At 43.5% G+C, this 22925-nt stretch carries 21 protein-coding genes and 1 riboswitch; of the genes, 11 read left to right on the top strand and 10 right to left on the bottom strand.

Annotation, left to right across the window (positions count from 1 at the left end):
- Position 1: 1 nt before the first annotated feature.
- From ACKWCA_RS18135 to ACKWCA_RS18160, 6 genes are all read right to left on the bottom strand, one after another.
- Entirely contained in the window at positions 2–811 is an 810-nt protein-coding gene (locus tag ACKWCA_RS18135; RefSeq protein WP_413979645.1) for a mechanosensitive ion channel family protein, read from the bottom strand.
- A gap of 155 nt (positions 812–966) precedes the next feature.
- A complete protein-coding gene (locus tag ACKWCA_RS18140) occupies positions 967–1506 on the bottom strand; it encodes a DUF4252 domain-containing protein (protein ID WP_413979646.1) in 540 nt (179 codons plus the stop codon).
- Between the two features lie 99 nt (positions 1507–1605).
- Positions 1606–2151, bottom strand: coding sequence for a DUF4252 domain-containing protein (locus ACKWCA_RS18145; protein WP_413979647.1), 546 nt, complete (start codon positions 2149–2151; stop codon positions 1606–1608).
- Between the two features lie 99 nt (positions 2152–2250).
- Complete coding sequence (locus ACKWCA_RS18150) at positions 2251–2799, bottom strand: DUF4252 domain-containing protein (protein WP_413979648.1); 549 nt, start codon at positions 2797–2799, stop codon at positions 2251–2253.
- A gap of 9 nt (positions 2800–2808) precedes the next feature.
- Positions 2809–3255 (bottom strand): hypothetical protein, encoded by a 447-nt coding sequence (locus tag ACKWCA_RS18155; protein WP_413979649.1) that lies wholly within the window; start codon positions 3253–3255, stop codon positions 2809–2811.
- Complete coding sequence (locus ACKWCA_RS18160; protein ID WP_413979650.1) at positions 3242–3751, bottom strand: RNA polymerase sigma factor; 510 nt, start codon at positions 3749–3751, stop codon at positions 3242–3244. The genes ACKWCA_RS18155 and ACKWCA_RS18160 overlap by 14 nt, the downstream gene beginning before the upstream one ends.
- Positions 3752–3994: 243 nt before the next feature.
- Here ACKWCA_RS18160 and ACKWCA_RS18165 point away from each other — a divergent pair, with 243 nt between their 5' ends.
- Positions 3995–5545, top strand: coding sequence for a S41 family peptidase (locus ACKWCA_RS18165; RefSeq protein WP_413979651.1), 1551 nt, complete (start codon positions 3995–3997; stop codon positions 5543–5545).
- Positions 5546–5595: 50 nt separating this feature from the next.
- A complete protein-coding gene (locus ACKWCA_RS18170; RefSeq protein ID WP_413979652.1) occupies positions 5596–7080 on the top strand; it encodes a S41 family peptidase in 1485 nt (494 codons plus the stop codon).
- A gap of 85 nt (positions 7081–7165) precedes the next feature.
- Here ACKWCA_RS18170 and ACKWCA_RS18175 read toward each other — a convergent pair whose 3' ends face one another.
- Both ACKWCA_RS18175 and ACKWCA_RS18180 read right to left on the bottom strand, forming a co-directional pair.
- The gene (locus ACKWCA_RS18175; protein ID WP_413979653.1) at positions 7166–8599 is read right to left on the bottom strand and encodes a DUF5074 domain-containing protein; all 1434 of its coding nucleotides are present in this window, start codon (positions 8597–8599) and stop codon (positions 7166–7168) included.
- Between the two features lie 15 nt (positions 8600–8614).
- Positions 8615–10447, bottom strand: coding sequence for a TonB-dependent receptor plug domain-containing protein (locus ACKWCA_RS18180; RefSeq protein WP_413979654.1), 1833 nt, complete (start codon positions 10445–10447; stop codon positions 8615–8617).
- A 33-nt stretch (positions 10448–10480) separates the two neighbouring features.
- Positions 10481–10730, bottom strand: a riboswitch (cobalamin riboswitch).
- Positions 10731–10800: 70 nt separating this feature from the next.
- Here ACKWCA_RS18180 and ACKWCA_RS18185 point away from each other — a divergent pair.
- From ACKWCA_RS18185 to ACKWCA_RS18210, 6 genes are all read left to right on the top strand, one after another.
- Positions 10801–11946 carry an ABC transporter substrate-binding protein gene (locus ACKWCA_RS18185; RefSeq protein ID WP_413979655.1) on the top strand — a complete coding sequence of 382 codons (1146 nt, stop codon included), beginning with the start codon at positions 10801–10803 and terminating at the stop codon, positions 11944–11946.
- A gap of 1 nt (position 11947) precedes the next feature.
- Positions 11948–12979 (top strand): FecCD family ABC transporter permease, encoded by a 1032-nt coding sequence (locus ACKWCA_RS18190; RefSeq protein WP_413979656.1) that lies wholly within the window; start codon positions 11948–11950, stop codon positions 12977–12979.
- Positions 12980–12984: 5 nt separating this feature from the next.
- Positions 12985–13767, top strand: a complete 783-nt coding sequence (locus tag ACKWCA_RS18195; protein WP_413979992.1) for an ABC transporter ATP-binding protein — start codon at positions 12985–12987, stop codon at positions 13765–13767.
- Between the two features lie 65 nt (positions 13768–13832).
- Positions 13833–15200: a DNA recombination protein RmuC gene (locus tag ACKWCA_RS18200; protein ID WP_413979657.1), complete on the top strand. Its 1368-nt coding sequence runs from the start codon at positions 13833–13835 to the stop codon at positions 15198–15200.
- Complete coding sequence (locus ACKWCA_RS18205) at positions 15197–15562, top strand: 6-phosphogluconate dehydrogenase (RefSeq protein WP_413979658.1); 366 nt, start codon at positions 15197–15199, stop codon at positions 15560–15562. The genes ACKWCA_RS18200 and ACKWCA_RS18205 overlap by 4 nt, the downstream gene beginning before the upstream one ends.
- A 9-nt stretch (positions 15563–15571) precedes the next feature.
- Positions 15572–16117, top strand: coding sequence for an acyl-CoA thioesterase (locus tag ACKWCA_RS18210; protein ID WP_413979659.1), 546 nt, complete (start codon positions 15572–15574; stop codon positions 16115–16117).
- On the opposite strand, the gene pgl is transcribed toward ACKWCA_RS18210, so the two are convergent.
- The gene (pgl, locus tag ACKWCA_RS18215; RefSeq protein ID WP_413979660.1) at positions 16107–16826 is read right to left on the bottom strand and encodes a 6-phosphogluconolactonase; all 720 of its coding nucleotides are present in this window, start codon (positions 16824–16826) and stop codon (positions 16107–16109) included. The two genes, ACKWCA_RS18210 and pgl, sit on opposite strands and share 11 nt — an antisense overlap.
- Before the next feature lie 34 nt (positions 16827–16860).
- The gene (gene zwf / locus ACKWCA_RS18220) at positions 16861–18390 is read right to left on the bottom strand and encodes a glucose-6-phosphate dehydrogenase (protein ID WP_413979661.1); all 1530 of its coding nucleotides are present in this window, start codon (positions 18388–18390) and stop codon (positions 16861–16863) included.
- A gap of 255 nt (positions 18391–18645) precedes the next feature.
- On the opposite strand from zwf, the gene gndA reads away from it, so the two are divergent.
- From gndA to ACKWCA_RS18235, 3 genes are all read left to right on the top strand, one after another.
- Entirely contained in the window at positions 18646–20055 is a 1410-nt protein-coding gene (gene gndA, locus ACKWCA_RS18225; protein ID WP_413979662.1) for an NADP-dependent phosphogluconate dehydrogenase, read from the top strand.
- Positions 20056–20076: 21 nt separating this feature from the next.
- Positions 20077–21132, top strand: a complete 1056-nt coding sequence (locus ACKWCA_RS18230) for a bestrophin family protein (RefSeq protein WP_413979663.1) — start codon at positions 20077–20079, stop codon at positions 21130–21132.
- Positions 21133–21322: 190 nt separating this feature from the next.
- A complete protein-coding gene (locus ACKWCA_RS18235; protein WP_413979664.1) occupies positions 21323–22837 on the top strand; it encodes an NADP-dependent isocitrate dehydrogenase in 1515 nt (504 codons plus the stop codon).
- The last annotated feature ends 88 nt before the right edge of the window (positions 22838–22925 follow it).

Here is a 22925-nt window from a genome sequence, read left to right on the forward strand (position 1 = left end):
CCTATTTGTTGATCTGTACTTCGTGTGGATAAGGAATTTCGATTCCTGCTTTATCCAAGGCCGCTTTAGAACCTTCAACTGTGGCAAAATAGACATCCCAATAGTCTTCTGGCTTACAGAAAGGACGTACGGCAAGATTCACTGAACTATCGGCCAATTCAGAGACATTTACGGAAGGTGCCGGATCTTGTAGTACCTTTGGATTCGCTTTTAACATCTCCAGTAAGACTTCTTTGGTCTTTTTGATATCCGAGCCATAATCCACCCCTACGGTGGTATCTACCCGCATTTTACCTTCCGCGGTGAAATTAATAATATTGCCGTTCGCCATGGCTCCATTGGGAACTATCGCTAACTTATTCTGTGGGGTGATAAGTTTTGTCGTGAAAATCTCTATTTCCTTGACGCTTCCCAGAACTCCTTGCGCTTCTATTAAATCACCGATCTTATACGGTTTAAAAATCATGATCAAGACGCCGCCGGCAAAATTCGATAATGAGCCCTGAAGCGCCAAACCAATTGCCAGACCGGCCGCAGCTATGACAGCAGCGAAGGTGGTTACGTCAACTCCGAGTTGAGAAATTACCAATAAGATCAAGAAGATTTTTAGCGTCCATGAAATCAGGTTGATCAAAAACTTCTGGAGCGATTCATCATATTGACTTTTGGCCATTCCTTTCCTGGCAAAACCGATTATTCTTTTGATAATCCAAGAGCCTACAATATAAATGAGAATCGCGGTAATCAATTTAGGGCCAAATTCTTTACCTAGTTCAATGGCATAGTTAATCCATTCTTGTGCTTTTTCCATGTTCAAATTCGTGTTAAAGGGTTAGTGTTTTAATAATGAAAAGCTAATATAATGAGAAGGGGATAAACAATTCAATTTTCGAATTTAAATTTTCGCCAATAAAAAAACCGTTCAAGAATACATCTCAAACGGTTTCCATGGATTGGTTTACTCCTTTATTTCTTGAAAAGCTCACTCACTTTTTGGAGTCCTTCTCCCTTAAAATCCGATTTTTGTATGGCTTGTAACAACTGTACCAAGTGGGCCGGGTTCATATCATCTCCTAAAACTCGAATCAGGGCAAACCCCTTCTCGTCGCTGTTGCCATAAATAATGACCTCATCGATTGCCGTATCGTCACCCAAAAATTTCACCGTGGCCTTGCCGTACTCGGTATTCATTTTCATGAGCTCAGTATACTCTTTATTACGAAGAATGGCTTTGACCTTGGTTTTTTCAACTTCATATTCGGCCCCATTTGAACTGCTTTTCTTAAACGCCAGTACATTCAGTTTGCGCAACGATTCGACCGCTTCTTTTTGAACAGGCGTCAAATCGGCCTCCTCTAAGCTCAAAATACTGGTCGGCACATCGAAAGACAAAAAATTCGGATTCTCCGAGCTATCGACATAATACTCTTGAAGACTTTGTGTTGAAGAGCAAGCGGTAAAGATGGTCACTGCCATCAGCACCATAAATTGGATTGTTTTTTTCATTTCTGTATGTTTTATTGAAACCGAAATGGGCAGTAGCGACCAGCGAGTAAATCAATTACTTGCACTTGTCGCTACTGCCGATTACAGTGTAATTTTGTGTTACTCGCCTTTATCCGCTTTTTTCAGCTCGTCTGGCAGATTCATTTTATTTGTAATCTCTCCTATTTTGTTCAGGTCGATATCGCCGGTCATGGAAACCAATACGGTTTCAAACTTTCTGCCCTTCATGTCGACATCTATGTTTTTCATTCCTGATACGAACATCAGCAATTCGCTGACGTGATCTTTTTTCTTCCCGTTCTTTATATAGAACTTCACGTTGACATCTTTGTCCTTTACGCGCATCAGCTCTTCCATAGAAGACGACTTCAGGTATTTTTTGACGGTCCCCGCCATTTCCGAAGAAACACCCTGATCTTCGGTGATAAAAACCTTAATGCTCTTGAGCCCTTCTGCGGCTTCCATAAATTCTTTGGCCTCCGGGTCATCTGACATTTCACCGATATGGGTTACCAAATCGATCATGGCCTTATTAACTACTACGGTACCAACGTTATCCATGTCTTCATACTTGTCGAACATCGATTGTGAGAACCCAAATAAAGGTAAAAGAATTACTGCTAAAATTACTGTGATTTTTTTCATGACTGTGTGTTTTTTGTGCTGAAACTGCCTAGATCTTTACCCAAGTAGCCCAGAATTGATTAAATGAATTGATTGATGAATGTATATTGAATTGGTGATTTATTGTTTGTTTCCTGCCTTGTTCAATTCTTCAGGGAGGTTCATTTTCTTGGTCAGTGAATTGATTTTATTCAAATCGATATCTCCGGTCAAGGAAAGCAAGACAGTTTCGAATTTTCTACCATTAACATCGACATCGACGTTTTTCATTCCGGTAACGAACATTAACAACTCGCTTACGTGATCGTCATCTTTACCGCTCTTAATATAGAATTTGACATTGGCATCTTTATCCTTGATACGCATCAACTCTTCTAAAGAGGCCGATTGCAGGTATTTATTGACCGAAGCTTTCATATCGGTGCCTATGGCCTTATCTTCAGTGGTAAAGACTTTTAAGCTATTCACGCTTCTGGCGATATCCATAAAATCCTTTGCTTCGGGGTCATCTACTTCAACATCGATCTTACTCAACAGATTGAACATGCTTTTGTTCACTACTACTGAGGTAACATTATCCAAATCTTCGTATTTATCGAATAATGATTGTGAAAATCCGGTCAGGGGCACTAGGGCCAATACGAATATGAGTATGAGGGTCTTTTTCATCGTTTCTATTTATTTATTGTTATAAATTTTTTGTTTTGTGGATTCGAACTCGTTCAAATAGGCTACTTTTTCGGTGCCTTTGTTAAAATTTTCAGCTAAAAGACTCAAGGCCTTCTTTGTTTGTTGATAGGCGTATTCGGCCTTTGCCTTTTCTTCGGCTCGTTGTTCTTGATAACTTTTACCGAAATAGACCCCGAACAAGAGCACTACTGCAGCTACCGAGGCCCATTTAAAATATCGGGCTCTGGAAACCACCGTATTCGTGGTCAACGGAAGCGTCTTGGTAAACCGTTCTTCTTTGGCGTTAGAAAAATAATTGAACATCGGAGCATACTGTTCCAAATGTGGTGCCACATTTTCTTGGGCAAAGTACTGTCTCAAGATTTCTTCTTCGGCGACCGTTGTGGTGGCTTCAAAATATTTTTCTACTAATTGTTCGATGTTATCCAATTCCATAACTATGCTTTTGTGCTAATTTTTCACGTACTGTTTTTCTTGCTCTTGATAGAGTGACCCGCACTGCGGTGGGTTGCATCCCCAACATTTCACTTATTTCATCAAAATCGTATTCCTCTACATCCCGTAATTGCAATACCATTTTCTGTTGTTCAGGCAGCTCTTCCATGATTTTTTGTACCCAGTTGACACTATCCTTTGCTTCTACCTGTGTTTGTAAACCACTACCCGACTCCCCATAATTGCTATGTACCAACTTCAAGTTTCCGGCTTGTTTCGATTTTAATCGATCTAAACAAAAGTTTTTGGTCATCGTCATGGCAAAAGCTTCCACATTCTTGTACTTGGCAAACGATTCGTTTTTCGTCCAGAGTTTCATCAAAATTTCCTGCGTGGCATCCTCTGCTTCTTCGGTCGATACCAGTAAACGTTTCGCCATTCGAAAGAGCTTGTCTTTAAAAGGCATCACTATGTTTATAAACTCTGACTGCCGCATGGGTTGGTGGTTGTTTTTAACCCTTTTTAAGGGGTTTACATAAGCAAGACGACCTACAACGAATTTTGTTACAAAAAATTTTTTATTCGGCCTACTGTAAGTAAATTGGGCCTTTTTAAACTAATACACAAGTACATACGTACGTACTATACAATACCGCCCGCCTGAACTGTTTTTTTCTTGGAAGGGTTTTTGCGAACTGTATTGTTATACCATTGAAAAAGAAAAAAGAAAATTGCGCGCATGAAAAAGTATTTCCTCCTGTTCCTCTCTATTGGAGTGGCTTCTATCAGTTGTAGTAAAAATGATGATGAACCGGTTGTCAATCCGGATATTACGGAAAATCCGATCGATCCGGTTGTCGAAACCAAATCAAGAGCGGACTATCCCGTTCAAGATTTTATGTGGCAAGCCATGAACCTCTATTATTTTTATGTGAACGACGTGCCGAATCTAGATGAGGGTAACTATGCTACTTTGGATGAATATGTTGATTTCATAGCATCGGAATCCAATCCTGCCGACTTTTACAACAACAAACTCCTCTTCAGCGAAGACCGTTTCAGTTTTCTAAATGAGGACTATAAGACCTTGACAGCAGGGTTTTCCGGTATTTCCAAAAGTAACGGTCTTGAATATAGTCTGGCCCGCTTTAATAATAGCGAGGTGATTTATGGGTATGTGAGATATATCGTCAAGAATTCGGATGCTGCTACCAAAGATATTAAGAGAGGAGACCTCTTTACCTCCATCAATGGAGAACCCTTGTTTTTTGATTCACCTGAAAGCAACAACACCTCCTTACTTCGTAATGCCGATACCTACACTTTGGGCATGGCTGATTTTGATGGGAATGAGTTCGTTTTAAACGGCAAGGAAGTAACCTTGACCAAACAAGAGGGTCTGGTTGAAGATCCCATTCTTGTCAATAAAGTACTCGATGTCGGTGGACAAAAAGTAGGGTATTTAATGTACAATCAATTCGCTGGAAATTCAGGTGAACCCCTGAATGATGTCTTCGGTGAATTCAAAAGCGAAGGAATAAGCGATTTGGTACTCGATTTGAGGTACAACCCTGGAGGTTTAGGATATATCACCCAAATTCTGGGCAGTTTGATTCACCAGCCTGACCCGCTAAAGCTGTTTTATACGCGACGGTTCAACAGCAAATATGAGGAGGCTTTGGAAATACAGGGCGGACTTAAAACTAACTTTGTGGCCGATACCGGTACGGAAGACAACAATTCCGAAATCCCCTTGAACAGCTTAGATTTGAACAAAATTTATGTCATCGCCACTGGCAATTCGGCTTCCGCAAGTGAATTGCTGATCAACGGATTGCGGCCTTATGTGGAAGTCGTCCATATTGGTTCGACCACGGTGGGTAAAAATCAAGGGTCGTTTACCTTGGTAGATAGTCCCGCAACAGGATTTGGGTACAACCCCGATCGAGAAGACGAAATTAACCCGAACAATAGCTGGGCCATTCAACCGATTACGAGTCAGACTGAGAATTCAGAGGGTTTTGGAGACTACTCCGCAGGCTTACCGCCGACGATCCCTATTGACGAGGACTTTAGCGACCTGGGGGAACTGGGTAATCCTACTGAACGTTTACTGGCCAGAGCGTTGCAAGAGATAAACGGTGTATCCGCCAAAACGAATTTAAGTGCAAAGTATCCTGTTGACATGATTTACAGTAGCTCGCTGGAAAGCGCTAATGGCGGAAGGCTTATCTTTAGGGATATTCCTGCGCTATTAAGCGAAAGATTGCAAAGCAAGTTAAATAAGTGAATTGATTGCACTACTTAGACCAAATCGAATAGAACAAATAAAAGTTAAGAATGAAATATTTGAAAATCGCACCCATACTCCTTTGGGTCTTTATTACCTCTTGTAGTACGGACGATAGCCCTACCATTCCCCGTACGGTAGATCCTGACCCTAATGCTGGGGTGGGCGTTCAAGATTTTATGTGGAAGGCCATGAACTACTGGTATTTTTGGCAGGCGGAAGTGCCCAATCTAGCCGATGATAAGTTTCCGGTGAACGCGGCAGGTTCTGAGGCCTATACCGAATTTTTACTGTCCGAGGATAATCCGGCCGACTTTTTTACGAATCAACTCAGGTTTGGCGAGGATCGATTTAGTACGTTCAATCCCGATTACCGAGTATTGACACAGTCTCTCTCCGGCATCAATAAGAGCAACGGACTGAAGTTCGGCTTGATCAATCCTTCGGGGACTACAGATATCTTTGGCTATGTGCGCTACGTTATCGCTGAATCGGATGCCAGTACGAAGAACATCGGAAGGGGAGACCTGTTCAGAGGTGTAAACGGCCAGTTACTGACCGAAAGTAATTATCGAGACCTACTTTTTGGGGATAATTCAGATACCTATACCCTTAATATGGCGAGTTTTGAAAATGATGAAGTGGTCTTAAATGGAGAAGATGTCATTTTAACGAAGCAAGAGGGATTACAGGAAGACCCTATATTTTTGGATAAGATTTTTGAAATTCAGGGGAAAAAAATAGGCTATTTGGTCTACCAACAGTTTTTGGATGAATTTGATGAACCGCTGAATGAAGTGTTCGGCAGATTCAAATCTGCGGGCGTAACCGATTTAGTATTGGATTTGCGTTACAATCCCGGTGGCTCTGTAAACACCACTGTTCTTTTGGGAAGTATGATCCATGGTACCAATACAAATGATGTATTCCTCAAGGCAAAGTGGAACGATAAATACCTTCAGGTGCTAGCGGATAGAGGTTCTGACGTACGTCGCTTCTTCAAGAGCAAAACCCCTGCCGGTGCCGCCATCAATTCCTTAGGGCTTAATAAAGTGTACGTCTTGGCCACCCGTGCGTCGGCCTCTGCCAGTGAATTGTTGATCAACGGTCTAGATCCTTATATGGATGTCGTACATGTGGGAGACGCTACCCGAGGGAAGAACGAATTCTCGGTCACCTTAGTTGATGATCGCGATAATGATTACCTCTACACCCCTTCGCGGGTTAATAAAATCCCTCAAAATAACGAATGGGCGCTTCAACCGTTGACGGGCAGAAATGAAAATTCAGCTGGCTTTTTCGATTATACGGACGGCCTAAATCCTGACGTTCCTTTACCGGAAGATTTGGCGAATCTTGGTGTTCTGGGTGATTTAAGCGAACCCTTATTGGCCAAAGCAATTGAACAGATTACGGGAGAAACCGGTAAACGTGACTTTACGGTGAAAATGCCGATCGAAATATATATCGGCTCCGAAATGTTCACACCACTACGTGATAATATGTTTATGAATACCATACTCGACGAGCAATAGTGGATTTTCCACAAGTACGTTGAGAAAAAGAAAAGCACCTTCCCAGAGCTCTAGGAAGGTGCCTTTTACTTGGTTCATCTTTTCTTTAACGATCCGCCGTACCATTAAAATACACCCCCGTCGGAATAACGGAAACGGCTTTCGAGGTCACCATTGAATTGTCTCCCAAATCGTAGATTTCTAAAGAGCCATTGCTCACAAAGTCTTTGGCATCAACGCCGTAGAGCTTACCGTCATTTACAGCCATATCCGCCCAATTCAAATCACTCAGCTCGGCAGTTTCGGGTAAGGCCGTAGCCATATCGTCCATTTTAAATACGGCTCCCGACAAATAGTAGTACAAGTTCGAACCCTCTAAGGACAGTGCACCTGGATGTTCGGAAACCTCAAAGGCAAGCGTCTGCACAACAGCATTATCCGCAGTACTTATTTTATCCAATTGGCCGGCCGTTTCATTACCGGTCCAAATGGGATTGCCACCCGAAAGCACCCAAAGATCTCCATTGGTATCTAACTGAAGGGAGTTCGGACGGTCCGCAACGGTCACCGTTGTGCTCACCTCGTTACTGGTCACATCAATAACAGAAACAATGTTGTTTTGATTAAACCCACCTTGGTGCGCCACATAAACCGTAGTCTCATTTGCCACTAGGGCCTCTGGTCCTTCCGCAACGGGAATCTTGGATTCAACGGTATTGGTCTCTAAATTGACAATGGCTACATAATCATCATCAGGATTTGTTCCGTCACCCCAATTGGTCACGTACCCTTTTCCGTTGGCAACAGCCATGTACCTCGGATTAAGAAAATCAGTACTTCCCGACCCACCTATGGTAGTCACGGATGTAAAGGTATAACGATTGACTACCTCTATTTTTTGCGAATTGTTTACAATGATATACGCCATATCACCATTGAATGTAATGCTCTGAGCCGTATCACCCCAGCTATCGACCGTATTGACCGATTTAAAAATACCATTCTGTACATCACTTAAATCATCTGGTAAAAAGGAAACCGAAGCATTACCAGCGCCAAAATTACCTTCGTGTAGTACCAAAACGCCATTTTCGAAAGCAAACGAGTCGTTATCCGTAATGGTCAAGGTGATTTCCCCATCTCCTCCGACCAGATCCTGAGCACCATCAATAGCGGTGATACGAATGATAATCTGTTCTGCCGATTCGACCTCACTATCATCTAAAATGATCAGATTTTGCACTAAACTGGTATCACCCGCTGGCAAAGTGGCCAAGCCTGAAAGCGCTTCAAAATCTTCTCCGGAGCTCGCCGAACCTGATACCTCGTATGTAATAACCACATCCATTGGAAAAGTAGTACCCGCGGTAACGGTTACCGCTATGGAACCCACATCCTCCGCCACGGAATTTTCGGCAACCGAGATAGTAATGGTACCCGTTACAGGTTGATTGTCATCATTCTCGCAGCTGGTAAACAGTACCATGCCCAAAATTGTAGCGCATATTAGTTTTCTGAATCTCAAATAGTACATTTTCATTTTCTCGATTAGGTTTTAAAAGTTAACTAGAATTCTTGTTTGAATATTTCTATTGGGCATGGGCCGCAGCGCTACATTCTCATAATAGGTATTAAAAAGGTTCTGTAGCGTAACCCCCAAGCTGTAATTCAGTTTTCCCTTCGTCTTGAGATGGTAGGTGCCTCCAAAATTCGCAACTTGATACGCCTCCAATTCACCTCCGATAATGCTGACCGAGCCATTGTACAAGTGCTGATAGAATAAACTAAAATCCGAGATGCTATAGGCAAGGGAAGCATTCGCCCTATGAAAGGGCACGTAAATCAACTGTTGATCGGTTTCCTGGTCTTTGGAAACCGTATAAGCGTAGTGGGACTTCAAATCGATTTTTTGGGTTTTGCCTATCGGGCACGCCAGCGCGAATTCAGCTTCCAGACCATAGACCGCTACCTTATCTACATTCGTCGGCGACCATAAACCTTCCGTATTGGGCAGCCAACGGATCATATCGTCCGTAGCAATGTAATACCCATTTAAGTGAATCGAAACAGTATCGAATTTGAGATGTTGTCCCAAATCAACCTGATACGAACTTTCAATATCCAAATCAAGGTTACCTCCCGGCTGCCAATACAAGTCATTAAAGGTGGGCATTCTAAAGTTTCTGGAGGCGCTGAGCTGAATGGTGTACCAATCATTTACATCATAATTTCCATCCAAAGAGAAAATCAAAGGGCTCGAAAAATCAGAGGAAAAGTCTTTCCGCATACTGAAATTGTACACGAGCTTTTCGGATAAATCATGCTTTAGCGTGGCAGTAGCCGAAATATCGTTGCGTTGCGGACTCCCGAAACTACTGCCATTGCCCCTAAAATGGTCGTACTCCAGGTACGAATTCAACCTAAGGGCTTCGGAAAGCTTCATATCTAAAGCATAACGGGCCAATAAAGTGGTTACCCTTCCATCGGAAAAGAGATCACTATCTTTATTTTCAAAGTAACGGAAGGCCTCCTGCATATGGGCCACTTTAAATCTTGATATTGTTTTTTCTCCGTAACGCCCCCATTCCAATTGGGTCCGGTACTGATTGTCTTTATACCGACTACGACCTGGGGCGACCAAATTGCCCGAAAGATTCCGATTGCCGATAAAGCTCTGATGGTATAGTCTCAGTACTTGTTTTCCGGAAAGGACATATCCTGCATTAAAGTTGAAGTTCAGGTTTTCGAATTCTCCGTTGATATTCCGTTCGTCGGTCTCCAAATAGCGATAATCATTATCCGAAGCATTGTAGTTAACTCCAAAACTGGAAGAATACTTCTCATTTCCGGTGGTCATCTTATAGTTCACGGTTTTCGTATCAAAACTACCGTACCCACTAAAGAATTGATGGTCGAAATGTTTCTCAAAGCGTAAATCGTTATTGAGATGGATACTACCCCCTATGGCCCCCGTACCATACTGCACGCTTCCGCCGCCACTTCGTATGCCGACCTCGGTATAATTGAAGGGATTGATCGTGTTGAAATCGACCTGTCCGTTCAGTTGCGAATTGATATTGATGCCATTCCATACTACCGCAGTGTGGGAAGCATTGGTACCTCGAAAGGACGGGGAGGAAACCATTCCAAATCCATTCTCCTTGAAATAAATATTCGAATTATAGGCTAAGAGCGACGTCAGAAAAGCACCATTCCGTTGCACCGTACTATCCGCTAAAACTTCTGTTTTATGCCCTTCAGCATACTGTTTTAGGCGGGTATCGGACACAATAACTTCTTCCAATTCCCAGATTGGCGTTGCCTCTTGGGCCGGTAATTGCCTAAAAAAAGACAATACAACAACAATGGCTATGACTAGCTGTCTCATAGTTCTAAAGACCTTTTACCCGAAAGTCTATTGATTTTAGTTATGAATTTGGCAGGTCTCCTGACTTGCTTTGTGTTACTCGGCCTTCCCAGTTCACGTACAGCGACCAGTGGCATTGTAGAAGTAACACTCCTTCCGAAAAAGAACTACCGATACACCAAGGCTTTGACAGCCAGGTTCAGTAGAAGCATACAGTTGCGGGAACAGTTCCGGATTCTAACCGGATTCCCTTTTAATTTCATCACTTTTGAAAACGATGAAAACCTAAATTCTAGACGAAAGTAGACATTTTGTTTAATCTTTACGCTTAAAGATGAAATAATATTACTTTTGAGACACCTTAAGAATTTCCTTTGAAAAAGATTTTTAGTTGCTGTCTCGTCTTCATTCTTCTCGCTTGTCGTGGAGAGAAAAAATCGATTCCCCCTATTCAGGCTTCCCCAAAAGCCCAAGAAATAAAGTATGCCAAAGGATTCACCCTCGAAAAAGGCACTAACGGAATATATACGATTACCATCACATCGCCATGGCCGAACGCCGAATCGGCATTTACCTACGCACTGGTTCCCCGTGATAAACTAGCGATCGTAACCTTAAACAAAGATGCCTATGATGCTATCATCACCGTACCTGTAGAACGTGTTGTAGTCACATCAACCACTCATATTCCTGCCTTGGAAGCCTTGGAAGCGGACCATCACCTGATCGGATTCCCCGATACGCAATATATCTCTTCCGAAAAAACCCGCAAACGCATCGCTTCTGGAGAAATCAAGGAATTGGGGAGTAACGAATCCTTGAACACGGAGATGGTACTTGCGCTACAACCCGACCTGATCGTCGGCTTTGGGGTTACAGGTGAAAATAAGTCATATGAAACGCTAAAGCGCTCCAATATTCCCATAGTCTATAACGGGGATTGGACGGAAGAAACCCCTTTGGGAAAAGCGGAATGGGTCAAGTTTTTCGCGCCTTTTTTTCAAAAGGAAAAAGCAGCAGAAGAAATTTTTAACGCAATCGAGACCTCCTATAATGAGTCCAAATTATTGGCGAAGACAGCCACTGAAAGACCAAGCGTATTTAGTGGCGCTTTGTACAAGGATGTATGGTACTGCCCTGGAGGAAAAAGTTGGGCGGCACAGTTTTTCAACGATGCCAATGCGGAATACGTTTGGGCGAACACTACAGAGACCGGAAGCCTGAACCTAAGCTGGGAAGCCGTTTTAGAGCAATCACAACATGACGATTTTTGGATTGGTCCTGCACAGTTCACAGCTTATGAAGACCTCAAGCACGCTAGTCCACATTATAGTCAGTTTGATGCCTTTCAAGAAAAACGGGTGTACACGTTTGCCAAAACCAAGGGCGAAACCGAGGGACTCCTCTACTATGAACTTGCACCGCATCGACCGGATATCGTACTGAAAGACCTCATCCATATATTGCACCCAACACTTTTGCCCGAATACCAACCTTTTTTCTTTACACCCTTGGATTAACTTGAACGAAAAAAAATCATATCGCCTACCCTTCTTCCTGTTGACCTTGGTCTTGGTCGTTGGTTTTCTGGTGAATATCAGTTGGGGCTCCATCCACATCCCATTTGAAGAAACCCTTAATGCCCTTTTGGGGCAACCTACCGAAACGGACTCATGGCAATACATCATCTGGAACTACAGAATACCCAAAGGACTTACCGCCATACTTGTTGGTGCCGGTTTGGCACTAAGCGGCTTACTGATGCAGACGTTGTTCAGAAACCCGTTGGCAGGTCCGTTTGTGCTCGGTATAAGCTCTGGGGCCAGTTTAGGCACTGCCCTATTGATCATGGGAGCATCTTTTTTTTCAGGCGTATTGACCCAAGGCTTGATAGGGGATATTTCCATCACGGTAGCTGCCAGTATAGGCAGTTTTTTAGTGCTGTTTGTCGTCATGACCATGGCTTCAAAAGTGAGGGATACTATGGCTTTATTGATTATTGGTTTGATGTTCGGCAGTATTTCGGCAGCCATTGTCAGTGTGCTCTCCTATTTCTCAAGTGCCGAAAGACTACAACGGTTTGTTTTTTGGTCGTTCGGAAGCGTAGGCGACCTAAGTTGGCCCCAATTGACCCTGCTGCTTACTATGATCCTCTTGGGCAGTATCTTGAGTATCCTATCGATAAAAGTATTGAATACCCTATTACTCGGAGAGCACTACGCCCAAAGTATGGGCATCGATATGAAAAAATCACGCTTCATCCTGATTGTGGCTACAGGCCTGCTGGCCGGAAGTATTACCGCTTTTGCCGGACCCATTGCCTTTGTTGGTCTAGCCGTTCCGCATTTGACGCGACAGCTTTTTAATACGTCCGATCATCGCATCTTGGTACCGGCCGTACTCCTATGCGGAGCTATTTTGATGTTGTTTTGTGACCTTTTGGCCCAATTACCGGGTTCAGCCAAGGTTTTACCCATTAATGCGGTAACCAGTTTATTTGGAGCGCCTGTAGTGATTTGGTTATTGGTAAGAAAACAAAAAATGGTATTTTGAGCACTGTGTCACATAACGAGATTACCGTTACCGGACTTTCCATTGGATACCGCCATAAGAAAAAAGAGGTGGTCATCGCCTCGGATCTTGACTTTAAGGTGCTAAAAGGCCAACTTACTGCAATTGTTGGGCGCAACGGTATCGGAAAATCAACCCTACTACGTACCCTCGCAAGAATTCAACCCGCGCTTTCGGGTATCATACAGATTAAGGGAACTCCATTGACGGCATATCGGAATCTTACTTGGGCCAAGATAACCAGCTTGGTACTGACCGAACCCATTGCGTCTAAAAACCTGACGGTCTTTGAACTCATTGCTTTAGGCCGTCAGCCGTATACCAATTGGATCGGCACCCTTACGGCCTCGGATACCCATAAAATAAACGAGGTCATCGATAGGTTGACCCTGAATACGATTGCGCACCGAAAGTGTTTTGAGTTGAGCGATGGACAACTGCAACGGGTATTGATCGCCAGGGCGTTAGCACAGGATACACAAATCATTTTATTGGATGAACCTACCTCCCATTTAGACCTACACCATAAAGTTAGCATCTTGAAATTATTGAAAAAAATAGCTCAAGAGACTCAAAAGACCATTCTCTTCACAAGTCATGAAATCGAATTGGCCATACAACTTTGTGACAAAATGCTTTTAATGGGTAGTGAGGGATTCCCTTTCGGTACCCCTCGACACCTTACGGATACGGGAGCCTTTGACAAACTATTTCCGCATGAAAGTGTCACATTCAATTCTGAAACCCAAACTTTTCAGGTCAGGGACTAATTCAGACAGCAACCCCAATCAAAATTAAGGGCCAAACTCGTATCTTTACTATCTATATTTTTTCAATGAACATATACCTGATTTACATACTTATAGGATTGGTTTGCCTTGCCCTAGGTTATTTTCTGGGCACCTATATTCAAAACCTTAAGACGAAGTCAAATCAAAGCACTTTGGAGGAACGGGAGACGCAACTGCGAAACAGCCTCGCGGCGCTTGAAGGCCGTTTAAGTGACGTTGAAGAGCACAAAACGCACTTACAACAGGAGAAGGAGCATCTAGGAAATCAATTGGTTCGGTATCAGTCGGATATGGAAAATCTCAGATTGAAAAATACGGAACAAAAGGAGGAGGTAGAAAAACTCCAAGAAAAATTCACCAAGGAATTCGAGAATTTGGCGAATAAGATCCTTGAGGAAAAAAGCACGAAGTTTACGGAGCGCAATGAGAAGAATATCAAAAACATCTTAAATCCGCTTCAGGAGAAGATTCAACTCTTCGAAAAGAAGGTAGAAGAAAGTCAAAAAGAGAATATCAGCATCCACTCCGCCCTGAAAGAACAGCTGCTCCATTTACAGACCCAGAATCTAAAAATCACCCAAGAAGCCGAAAACCTTACCAAGGCCCTAAAAGGCGATAGCAAAATGCAGGGCAACTGGGGTGAATTGGTATTGGAACGGGTACTGGAAAAATCAGGTTTAGAAAAGGATCGTGAATATGTAGTGCAGCAGAGCTTCACTCTCGAAGATGGTTCAAGAGTACTCCCTGATGTTATCATCAACTTGCCGGACGGCAAAAAGATGATCGTCGATTCAAAGGTATCCCTCACGGATTATGAACGCTTGGTCAATGCCGAAGAAGAGCTGGATAAGGAACGATACCTCAAAGACCATATCAACTCCCTTCGCCGGCATGTAGACCAATTGTCCTCTAAAAAATATGAGGACCTATACGAAATGGAAAGTCCTGATTTCGTGCTGATGTTCGTACCTATTGAGCCTGCCTTTGCCATTGCGATCAATAATGATAATACGTTATACAACAAGGCCTTTGAGCAAAATATAGTGATTGTCACGCCCTCTACCCTATTGGCCACTTTGCGCACTATTGACAGCATGTGGAACAATGAAAAACAACAACGGAATGCTATTGAAATCGCCAGACAGGCCGGGGCGTTGTACGACAAATTTGAGGGCTTCGTGGGCGATCTGACCAAGGTGGGTAAAAAAATGGACGATGCCAAAGACGAATACAAAGGTGCCATGAACAAGTTAGTAGAAGGACGTGGTAACATCATCGTCAGTATCGAAAAACTGAAAAAAATGGGTGCCAAAGCGAAAAAGTCCATTCCCGAACCTATCCTAAAAAGGGCCCAAGAAGATGACCTGTCCGACGATGAGGCAGGTTTTGAAGAACCAAAACTCAAGTTATGAAGAAAGCACTAGGCATTGTTCTATTTGGCATTGTTGCCATTTTCGCGCTTATCTATGCCTTTATCTATTTCGTTCCCTATAGCGAAGGCGTACGATCAGGTGAATTGATTAAAATCAGTCACAAAGGTGTCATATCCAAAACTTGGGAAGGGGAAATCAGCCAAGGTATTTCCGGGGCCCAAATCTTTCAATTTTCCGTTTTGAACCGCGATGAGGAGGTGGTTGAAAAACTACAGGAATTTCAAGGACAGTATGTGAAATTGACATACATCGAACGCTACGCTACCTTTTTCTGGTTGGGCGATACTCAATATTTCGTTACCCAAGTGGAGAAGGAAGCCTCTCCGCATTTAAAGAATTAAGTCACCGCTATGGAAAAATTCAAGTCCGCCCGTGAATCCCACATTTCCATAACCGAATTAATGCTTCCGTCGCACTCCAATTTCGGGGGTAAGGTACATGGCGGTTACATTCTGAACCTGATGGATCAAATTGCTTTTGCATGTGCTTCCAAGCACTCACAGCGTTATTGTGTAACGGCATCGGTAAATCGTGTCGATTTCTTGCAACCTGTGGAGGTAGGCGAATTGGTCACTTTAAAGGCCTCAATCAATTACACGGGGCGCACGTCAATGGTAGTAGGGGTACGTGTGGAATCACAAAATATTACTTCCGGCAAGAAAAAACACTGTAATTCTTCCTACTTCACTATGGTTGCCAAAGATGAGGATGGCAAGAGCACACCTGTTCCCGGACTGATTATCGAAAACAAACAAGGCTTGCGCAGATTTTCCCGTAGCAAGAATAGAAAAGAGGAAGCGTTTCGGCGGGATACCAAATTCGATCAAACCAAGTTTGAACCTAACGAGGAGGAGGTCGAATTACTCCGAACGGAAAATGTGCAGATCAATCTTTAGGAAGTCTAGCTGCTGCTTCTTCATCCATAAACCAGACCAATTTGCCATCGGTCGGCTTCACTAAAGAAGCTGGATAACGTTCGGCACCACTTTCTTCCCCAAGGATTTCCTTAACCTTTTCCTCCTTGCTTTTACCCGTTACCAAAAAAGCCACCAGCCTGGCATTATTAATGACTTGACCCGTTACCGTAATCCGCTGCTGACCGCTTTCCGGATGGTTGGCCACCTCACAATACCGCTCAGAATACCAAAGTTCGATTTCATGTGGAAAAATCGATGCGGTATGACCGTCATCCCCCATCCCTAAAATCACCAGATCAAATTGGGGGATACCATTTTCCAAGGGCAATTGTTCTTCCAGCAGATCCGCATAGCGCTTTGCTTCTTCCTCTGGATTATTCTCACCGTAGATTCGATGAATATGCGCTTCGGGAATATCGATTTTCGATAGTAAATGTTCCACAGTCATCTTATAATTGCTGTCGTTATGGTCGGGTGGTACACAGCGCTCATCTCCCCAATACAGATGCACTCCGCTCCAATCAATATCATCTTGAAAGTTGTCGGCGAGTTCATCAAAAACAACTTTTGGCGTGCTGCCCCCTGATAGGGCGATATGTACTTTTTCACGGGCAGCGATGACTATGGCTAGGTATCTCGAGAAATTCAACGCCACATCTTGCTTTGTTTTGAATGTTTTCAAGGTCATTTTATCGATTTTGTTACTGATTTTTATGGGAAAATTAGTTAATGACGCAAAATCCTGGGTCATCGGCCAAATTCGCACCTGGATTTCGCCATCGTCCCAGACCCTCGATAAGCTCGTCTGCATTTTCAGGGCCCCAGACTCCGGCGGAATAGCCATAGACTTTGGCATCGGAATTCTTCCAGAATTCCAAAATGGGATCAACGAACTCCCAAGCCGCCTCCACCTCATCGGCACGGGCATAAAGGGTTGCATCGCCTTGCATCGCATCCAATAGCAACCGCTCATAAGCCGTCATGACATAGGTTTCCGATAAGCTCGAATAGTAAAAATCGAGGTTGGCCCGCTCCACTTTGAATCCTTGGCCGGGAACCTTGACCCCGAACTTGATCAACACCCCTTCGTCAGGTTGAATGCGTATGACCAATTTATTATCCTTATTGCTCATTCCTGAATCTTTAAAAATCATATGGTGCGTCGACTTGAAATGAATGACCACCTCGGTAACTTTCGTGGGCATCTTTTTCGCCGTACGGACATAAAAAGGCACATCGGCCCAGCGCCAATTATCCACATAAAACTTAATGGCCGCATACGTCTCGGTAGTCGATTCAGGATCGACGCCCTCCTCTTCGCGGTAGCCCTTTACGTTTTCACCATCGACTACGGCACTCACATATTGGGCGCGAATGGTATTTTGATGCAAGGTTGAATGGTCGGTCATGATGCGCAACGATTTCAGAGCTTTGACCTTTTCATTACGGATTTCTTCGGCATGGGCACCGATCGGGGGTTCCATAATGATGAGTGAAACAATCTGTAATAGGTGGTTCTGAAACATGTCTCGTAACGCACCGGATTTATCATAGTACCCACCGCGCTTCTCCACACCTACGCTTTCGGCGTTGGTCACCTCAACATGATGAATATAGTTTCGGTTCCATAACGGTTCGAAAATGCTATTGGCAAAACGCGTTACCAAAAGGTTCTGTACGGTTTCTTTTCCCAAATAATGGTCGATACGGAAAATCTGGGGTTCCTGGAAATACCTGTGAAGGGCATTGTTCAGGTTTTTGGCCGTTTCAAGACTATAGCCAAAGGGCTTTTCAACGATTAAGCGCTTCCAACCGTCTTGCTCATCATGTAGCCCTTGTTCATGAATATTTTTGGCAATAGGTTCGTAGGCCGCCGGGGGAACCGAAAAATAAAAGATATAGTTACTCTCGGTCTTATGATCGTTGTTCAGTTGGGTAATCCGTTTTTTTAACGGACCGTAATCATCATCTTGATCATCACTGAGTTCGTGGTAAAAAAGAATATCACAAAAGCCCTTTACAAAGGCCTTGTCCTCACGCTTGATCTGGTCTTTCAGGTACGGACTTTCCTCGACCACGTTTCGTCTGAAATCATCATCGCTCCAGTCACTTCTGCTAGCTCCCAAAACTGCAAAGTTCTTGGGCAGATGTCCGCCTTTGTATAAGTTGTATATCGCGGGAATCAGTTTGCGTGCGGTCAAATCACCAGAGGCACCAAAAATCACGAGCATTTGATTGTCGGTCTTCGTCATATATACTTTTTTTAGTCAACCATCGGAGCGCAAGCCCACGATGCATTTATGGAAAAACAAATGTAGTAAATCGATACAAGCCTGTGGGTTCTAAAGACCGACGTCGGCGCATACCATCTCGATTATCGAGCGAAATCTAAATGTATCGAAAAGAAAAAGCATAAGCAACAACTTTACTATAAGATCATCACGCGTTTCAATAAATTCATTTATTTTTGATTTGAAGGGCCTTTCCTGATAAACAAGAACACATCCATGGAAAAAAAGTACGATTTCGGATTAGTAGGATTAGGCGTCATGGGGCGCAATTTCATATTGAATGTAGGTGATAACGGATTTTCCGCTTTCGGAAATGATCTTGATATCGATAAGGTAAATGCCTTGATCGAAGAAGGAGGGGATACGGAAAAAATAAATGCATCTACAGATGCCAAGGTATTTGTCAGTGCACTCTCATCGCCCAGAAAAATCATGCTTTTGGTTCCTGCTGGGAAAGTAGTCGATAGGGTCATCGAAAGTCTACTTCCCCTTTTGGATGCAGATGATATTATTATCGATGGAGGAAATTCCTTCTTTACGGATACCGATCGTCGAGAGGCCTATTTAGCTGAAAAAGGGATTCATTTCTTCGGGGCCGGGGTATCTGGTGGCGCCAAGGGTGCCAGACTCGGACCGAGTATCATGCCTGGCGGAAATCGCGAGGCCTATCAGCATGTCAAACCCATTTTTGAAGCGGTATCGGCTAAATACAAAGGAGAACCCTGTGTTGCTTACCTTGGGCCTAAGTCCGCCGGAAATTATGTCAAAATGGTGCACAACGGTATCGAGTACGGACTCATGCAATTGACTTCTGAGCTATATGACCTCTTAAAAAAGGGAGGGAATTTCAATAATGATGAACTACACCAAACCTATGCCGAATGGAACGAAGGACGATTACAGTCCTTTTTGGTCGAAATCACCTCGGAGATTCTTGAACAGGACGATGATCTCGGTGAAGGGAGATTGGTAGATAAAATTTTAGACAAAGCCAAACAGAAAGGAACCGGAAAGTGGACCTCTCAAAATGCCATGGACTTGGGTATTCCCGTACCCTCGATCGATATTGCGGTCAGCATGCGTGAAATTTCAGCTTTGAAAGAAGAACGCATCCAGGCCGATAGGCTCTATGAAAGGCCTCAAGTTGCCAAGATGGATAAAGAACAACTCAAAGACTTGGCCGAAAAAGCCCTATACTTTTCCTTCATCGTGACGTATGGACAAGGCCTACATCAACTTGCGGACGCCTCCAAAGAATATGGATATGAATTGGACATTGCCGAAATCGCTAAAATTTGGCGGGCCGGTTGTATCATTCGCGCTGGCCTTTTAGCGGATATCACCGAAGCGTTTAAAGCACAGCCAGACCTACCCAACCTCCTGCTCTCTCCTACGTTTGTAACTAAAGTACAAGCTGCGGTTGACGCTGCCCGTGAATTGGTGGCCTATGCGGCGAAGAATGGGATTCCCGTTCCCGGACTTTCCAATTCATTGACATACTTTGATGCCTACACTTCGGCCAGATTACCTTTAAATATGATTCAAGCACAACGCGATTACTTTGGCTCACATACCTATGAGCGAATCGATCGTGAAGGTGTTTTTCATACGGACTGGGAGGAGTAATACATCAGAAAATAAACCATCATGCATACAAAGAAGAACTATACCGCCCTTGAAATGGCGATTTGGACCCGTTTCGAAACTTTGCTTTTCGTTGTGATCATTACAGCTTGGGTGGCGGTTAATTATTTTTTGGATCTGTCATGGTTCAAGATTCCCTGGACACCGCTCGCCCTCATAGGTACAGCCGTTGCATTTGTCATCGGTTTTCAGAATAATTCGTCTTATGGAAGAATCTGGGAGGCGCGTAAAATTTGGGGCGGTATCGTCAATACCTCCCGCACATTTGGTATGTATATTCAAGATATGCTCACTAACGAATACGCCGAAACCCCTTTTTCAAAAGAAGAAATCGCAAGAGAGGTCAAAACGCTTACCTATCGACATATCGCTTGGATGACCGCCTTAAGGCATGCTATGCGTGAATCAAAACCTTGGGAAACCGTAGTGCATCAAAGAACCGATAGGGAATGGGGCATCCAACCTCCTGAATTTGATGCGGAGTTGGAAGAAGATCTGATTTCCTATCTTTCGGAAGACGACATCAAAGACGCTCTAAGTAAAAACAACAAACAGACGGCACTACTCTACCAACAATCGCACCATTTGAGACAACTCAAAGAGAAAGGTCTCATTTGGGAGTTTTCCTTTTTGGAATTGGAAGCGCTACTTCAAGAACTGTTTTCATTACAGGGCAAAAGCGAACGCATCAAGAATTTTCCATATCCGAGACATTTTGCAACCTTGAACCATTTTTTCATGTGGGTTTTTGTACTATTGTTACCGCTGGCCCTAGTACCTCAATTTGCTGAAATCGGTAATGAACTGAAAGAAGTACAGCCCGTCATCGGAAACTATTTTGTTTGGTTTTGCATCCCCTTTTATGTAATTGTCGCTTGGATATTCCATACGATGGAACGCATTGGTCGTACTGGAGAAAATCCTTTTGAGGGTACGGCAAATGATGTGCCCATTTCTACCATTGCCCGTGGAATTGAAATTGATTTGCGCCAAAATCTTGGGGAATCCGATGAGGAAATCCCAAAACAGTTCCCTGTCAAACATCACACCCAGTTCTAAGAATTTCCGTCCTCTTTTCTCGACTCTGCCCCATGCGCCTTCACTTTGCGCACTTAAGAGAGTATTTCCGTTCCCGACCCCTAGCATGACCAACTTTTGATTAATAAGTTATTTTTATGCTTATCATGATAAATATAAATAAACACTTATGATATAATTTTTAGACCTTTACCCCAACAAAAACAAACGAATGGGAAACGAAGTGCTAGTAAAAGAAAAAGAAAGTAGAAAAACTTCGGCAATCGTCAAAATAGCGATTGCCGAAGGTGATGGAATAGGTCCTGAAATAATGAAGGCCACACTGAAGGTCTTAAAAGCCGCCGGTGCACAGATCGAGACGGAAACCATGTCCATAGGTGAACAAGTGTACCTCGCAGGCAATTCAGCGGGTATCGAAAAAAGCGCTTGGGATGTTATTTCAAGAAACAAGATTATTTTGAAAGCGCCCATCACTACTCCTCAAGGAAAAGGGTATAAGAGTTTAAACGTCACGCTCCGAAAATCTTTGGGTCTATTTGCGAACATTAGACCAGTATCGGCACTCCACCCGTATGTAAAGACCAATTTTCCTAAAATGGATGTGGTCGTGGTACGTGAGAATGAAGAGGATCTCTACGCCGGAATCGAACATCAGCAGACCGAAGACGTGGTTCAATGCCTAAAACTGATTTCAAGACCTGGCTGTGAAAAAATTGTACGCTATGCATTTGAATATGCCAAAGCGTATGGGAGAAAGAAAGTCACCTGTATGGTGAAAGACAATATTATGAAATTGACCGATGGCTTGTTCCATTCGGTTTTCAAGGAAATTGCGAAAGAATATCCCGAAATAAAGAGCGAGTCGCAGATCATAGACATTGGGTCGGCAAAATTGGCCGCAAGTCCAGAAAACTATGATGTAATCGTTACTTCCAATCTCTATGGGGACATCATTTCCGATATCGTTGCTGAGATCGGCGGCTCCGTAGGTATGGCAGGTTCAGCGAACATTGGCACCAATGTGGCGATGTTTGAGGCCATACACGGTTCGGCCCCCGACATCGCCGGCCAGAAGATAGCCAACCCATCAGGGTTGTTGAACGCGGCCACAATGATGCTGGCCCATATCGGTCAAGCCGATGTGGCCGATAAGATAAAAAATGCCTGGCTTACTACTATAGAAGATGGATACCATACTGCGGATATCTATCAAGAGAACACTAGTGCTCAGTTGGTCAACACGGACGAATTTGCCAACGAAATCATCGCTCGTTTAGGAAAGAATCCTATAAATCTTTCTGGGAGCAACATGAGTAAAGGTTCAGGAACCATTACGATTCCAGAATATCAAAGAAAGGCAAGTAAAAAAGAACTGGTCGGAGTTGACGTGTTTATCGATTGGCAGGGCAAAGACCCACAATGGATCGGAACTGAACTATCAAAGATGAAGGCGCATAACCTAAAACTCAAGATGATCACCAATCGAGGTGTCAAGGTCTTTCCTAACGGGTTGGAAGAAACCTATTGCACGGATCATTGGAGATGCCGTTTTGTTGCTGTGGATGCCAATATAAAAAGAGCTATTCCTACCTATGAGAACGTTGAGTTCGAGCAGGTAGTCGCCCTATTATCAAAATTACATCAAAAAGGTTTTCAAGTAATCAAGACCGAAAACCTATATGAATTCGATGGAAAAAGAAGTTTTTCCCTAGGGCAAGGTGAATAAATTAAGTTGAAGTGTTTGTTTGTTAGAAAAACCCCATTCGTTAGGCTGAATGGGGTTTTTACATTGTACGTAGTGTTCTTTTGTAATC

The sequence above is a fragment of the Maribacter corallii genome (assembly GCF_047345415.1).
Classification (GTDB): Bacteria; Bacteroidota; Bacteroidia; order Flavobacteriales; family Flavobacteriaceae; genus Maribacter_C.